Raw genomic sequence first — 3,952 nt, 5'->3', positions numbered from 1 at the left:
ACAATGTGTAAAAAAAATACTATTTTTGTGACTTACATTGATAAAGTACTCGTTTGCTTACTTACGATTTTCCTTCGGAAAATCGCTGCCCACAAACCCGTACTTTGTTTACACTAAAACGTTGTAGCACATTTAAGAAATCCAATGGCAATCTATCAATTTTTAACATTTGTACTTCCTAAAAAATCGATTGAGGAAAAATATGGAGAGATTCCAAAACAGCTTGAAATTAAACACGCTGAATGGGAAAAGTATTGGGATAATTGGGATGTGGATTCAAATGAAACACCTGAACCTGAATTTAAAGATGCGATTTCAACGAAATGGTGGAAAAAAATACAGGTTAACATTGATGAATTGAGATATGAACTAGACAAAATCATACCAAGAGCTTCTTGGGACAACGAAAGTTGGAAAATAGAAAATGGAAAAGTTGACCACGATGTTGGAATTGACTTTAATAAAGAAGAACAGTTTATAGAGGACTTTAGATTCCGAACTGATTTGAGAGACACAGAGTTGAATTTCTTGAATTCAATGTTGAGTTTATGCGAGCGGAACGAATGGATTTTAATGGACGAAAACGGAAATCTATGTAATCCGAATATTAAAGAATTGGCGGAATTAATTAAGGATTCAAATCCAGACAGATTTATGAGAAATCCGATTGAATTCCTTGAGAACTTGAAATAAAAAAAATGAAACCTGAATTAAGATATATAGAGCTTAAAAGTGGATTCGGAGATAATGGACCTGCTTGGATTGGAATGGCTGAATTTTCAAAAACTGGTAGAACAGTTTATTTCAACGGAAAGGCTTTTAAAAATTCAAATGCTCGTGGAATATCTGGAAACTACTATGACATAGAAAACGGAGACGAATATTGGATTTCTGGTATTAAGAAAAATGGAACAGACCGACATTGGGCTGGTCGCGGAAAAATAATAATTGACAGAAAAGTTGTTGACCTTTATTTAAGTCTTGTTGATTTCAATGTTTTGGACAAAAATCGATTTGAATTAGTTAATATTAAACCAACGGACAAACAAAAGTTTGCAGAGTTGGAAAACGAAAAAATGAATTAAAAAAACGTGCTACAACAATGGCTATAAGTAATTGCTTGTTCTCGCCTACTTTGGAAATTCCTGCGGAATTTCCAACTTGGTGTGTGCTTGCAAAGTTAAGTGCTAAACCACGCAACTACTCATAGCCGAGACCGTTACCACCAATTTAAAAAATGAACATATTACTGTTTTCAGCTTTCCTACTTATCCTTATTTTACTGATTAGATATTTATCTCAATCGGACAAAAAAAATGGATTAAAATTGCTCTCAGTTTTCGGAATTGTAATCGGACTTTCAGCCTTAGGAATTAACTCCTTATTTGACAGTACTTTTGGTGCCTCTACTCCAGTTAATATTCGGACTGAAAATCTGACCGACAAAAACTTAAAAATATATGTAATAGCTTTTTGGAATAACAACTGGAACGGAACTGGAAACTATGTCACTTTTGACAAAAAATTAAAGCCAAATAAAACGTCTGACTTTTGGTTTGACAATGACGGAACGACAGAATTTTGGCTTGTTGGAAAAAACGAAAATGGCGGAATTGATTACTTGAATGTTGTTGGAGAAAAAGAAAGTCAGTTTGATTTTAAAATAACAGAAAATCAAAGTATTGACCTAGGCAAAATATTAATCGCAGAAAAATTAACATTAAAAACGGACAAAAGTGAGCAATTTAAACGTTTTGCTTTTTGGACAAATATTATATTAATCGGACTTCTAATTTTGAGTCTGATAAAAATAAAAACTGGTGGTAACACCGTATAAAAATAATGCGTAGTTTAGTGCTTAATCAAGAGTTCGTGCGCTTTTGTTACGTCTGATTTTCCTTCGGAAAATCCTCCCACACAAAACCGCACTATTCTTATACATAAACGTTAGGCAACATTAAAACCAAATCAACGAATGAAAAGAACAATATTTTTATTATTAGCAATTCTACCAATTTTGACTTACGGACAAAGTGAATTTTGCGAAAAGAGCTTTGGAGAAAGTTATTATCCACTAAAAATTGGATTTGAAAAATATTTGACTTGGGGAACAGCTACATATGTTGAAAAAGTAACTGGAACAACAGAAAAAGACGGAATTGAATACTTTAATTACGAACAAGATTTTGGTGGCGGAACATCGTATGATTTACTTTTAAGAAAACAGAATGACACAGTTTTTATGTACAACGAAAAACAAAAAAAAGATGTCATTTTGTTAATCGAAAGACCAATAAAAGGAACAAAATGGGAATCTGGTAAAGTAATTGAAATAGATGGTTTTTTTGAATCACCATTTTGTAATTACAAGAATCTTTTAGTAATAGAAAATAAATACCCTGATGGTAGTAAAGAAAAAAGGTTTTATAAAAAAGGACTTGGACTTGTTGCTGTTACGACTAAAAAGGGAATAAAAGGAATGTGTGTTCCGAGTAAAGAAGAAACTATAGCATTAACCAAACCATTATCTGCTTATGAGTGTACAGAAAAAGGAGACAAAGAGGCTATTGGAAAGTGTACAATGACATACATTCATTCATATTTAATTGGAGAACTAAAAAAGAGAAAATTAAAAACACCAAAAGAGGAAGGAATATTAAAATTTGATTTACATATTGATAAAAACGGAAAAGTTTCGCAAATAAAAAGTCTGAATTCTCTAAAAGGGGGAAATCAAGCTAAAAAACAAATTATAGACATTCTTTATTCATTGCCGAAATTAAGACCAGCAATGACATCAGAAAAAAAATCAGTCGGAACTAAACTTGAATTATCTATTCCGATTAAAACAAAATAACGTTGCCTAACAATGTGTATAATTAATTGCTAGTTCTAGCCTACTTACGAATATTCCTGCGGAATATTCTATTCGGTTTTTATTTGCTAAATTAGTTGCTAAACCACGCAACTAATCATACACAAACACGTTGCCAGTAATTTGAGAAACAGAACTAAATGGGAGTTTGGAACACAGAAATAAAAGGAAACGATACTACACTTGACATTTATTCGAACTTTTTCGATAAGTACAATAATGGAGGAAATCAAGTTTGGGTCTCGAACGAAATCAAAGCGGAATTTGAAGATTATTTTTCAGATTCAGACGACAGAAATAATTCATTATTCGGACTTGCATTAGCACAATGGGAAACAAAATCTTTAGAACCTGAAATTTATAAAACCGTTAAAGAAATAATTGAAAACGGAACGGATTTGGACTTATGGAAAGAACTTGGAGCTGACAAAAAAACTCTGAATGACAGAAAATCGGAATTAGAAAATTTCTTAAAACTAATCTCGACCGAAAAACCAAAAGCGAAAAGACGAGTAAGACCAAAATTTGAGTTTACTACAAACGAACTCGTTAAAATTAGAACGATTGACGGAACAAAGGAATTTAGGATTAACGAAGAGTTTACAAACGGAAAATATATCCACACAAGCGGAATAATGGAATGGAATTCTGGTGGTGGAGCTGGAATAATGTATTACACAGGAGAAAGTAAAAGCATTTCTGCCAAATGGACTGACAATAACAATCTGGAAATAATTCACGAACCGAATTTGACTTTTGACAAAAAAGAGAAAGAATCATTTTTTCGAGGAGATAGAGTGATAATAAAATATAAAACGGAATAAAAACTACTGGCAACACCGTGTATAATTAATGGCTAGTTCTCGCCTACTTACGAAAATCCTCGCGGATTTTCTATTCGGTTTGTATTTGCTAAATTAGTAGCTAAAACACGCCACTAATCATACACAAAACCGTTACCTGCAAGCTGAAAAAAATCTGAACTATAAATGAACATACTGCAAAAAATAGCCAGAAAGATAATAAAACAGTCATTTGACCTTTCTGTTTCAACAATCGAGTTCTTTAGCAAAATGG

General features: G+C 32.4%; 5 protein-coding genes. All 5 read left to right on the top strand.

Annotated features, from left to right (window positions below; translation table 11 throughout):
- Positions 1-144 precede the first annotated feature (144 nt).
- A complete protein-coding gene (locus tag ACKGJY_RS15395) occupies positions 145-693 on the top strand; it encodes a hypothetical protein (RefSeq protein ID WP_413974789.1) in 549 nt (182 codons plus the stop codon).
- 5 nt (positions 694-698) lie between these two features.
- Positions 699-1,085 (top strand): mannose-1-phosphate guanylyltransferase, encoded by a 387-nt coding sequence (locus ACKGJY_RS15390; RefSeq protein WP_413974788.1) that lies wholly within the window; start codon positions 699-701, stop codon positions 1,083-1,085.
- 152 nt (positions 1,086-1,237) lie between these two features.
- Positions 1,238-1,837 (top strand): hypothetical protein, encoded by a 600-nt coding sequence (locus tag ACKGJY_RS15385; RefSeq protein ID WP_413974787.1) that lies wholly within the window; start codon positions 1,238-1,240, stop codon positions 1,835-1,837.
- Between the two features lie 138 nt (positions 1,838-1,975).
- Positions 1,976-2,857 (top strand): hypothetical protein, encoded by an 882-nt coding sequence (locus tag ACKGJY_RS15380; RefSeq protein ID WP_413974786.1) that lies wholly within the window; start codon positions 1,976-1,978, stop codon positions 2,855-2,857.
- Positions 2,858-3,015: 158 nt separating this feature from the next.
- Positions 3,016-3,699, top strand: a complete 684-nt coding sequence (locus tag ACKGJY_RS15375) for a hypothetical protein (RefSeq protein ID WP_413974785.1) — start codon at positions 3,016-3,018, stop codon at positions 3,697-3,699.
- Positions 3,700-3,952 lie beyond the last annotated feature (253 nt).

The organism is Hyunsoonleella sp. 2307UL5-6 (assembly GCF_047345485.1).
GTDB lineage: Bacteria > Bacteroidota > Bacteroidia > Flavobacteriales > Flavobacteriaceae > Jejuia.
This window is presented reverse-complemented; position numbering and strand designations above follow the sequence as displayed.

What these genes read in the sequence shown, in the direction of transcription:
- ACKGJY_RS15395 (WP_413974789.1), top strand. Translation starts at nt 145, where the DNA reads ATGGCAATCTATCAATTTTTAACATTTGTACTTCCTAAAAAATCGATT.
- ACKGJY_RS15390 (WP_413974788.1), top strand. Translation starts at nt 699, where the DNA reads ATGAAACCTGAATTAAGATATATAGAGCTTAAAAGTGGATTCGGAGAT.
- ACKGJY_RS15385 (WP_413974787.1), top strand. Translation starts at nt 1,238, where the DNA reads ATGAACATATTACTGTTTTCAGCTTTCCTACTTATCCTTATTTTACTG.
- ACKGJY_RS15380 (WP_413974786.1), top strand. Translation starts at nt 1,976, where the DNA reads ATGAAAAGAACAATATTTTTATTATTAGCAATTCTACCAATTTTGACT.
- ACKGJY_RS15375 (WP_413974785.1), top strand. Translation starts at nt 3,016, where the DNA reads ATGGGAGTTTGGAACACAGAAATAAAAGGAAACGATACTACACTTGAC.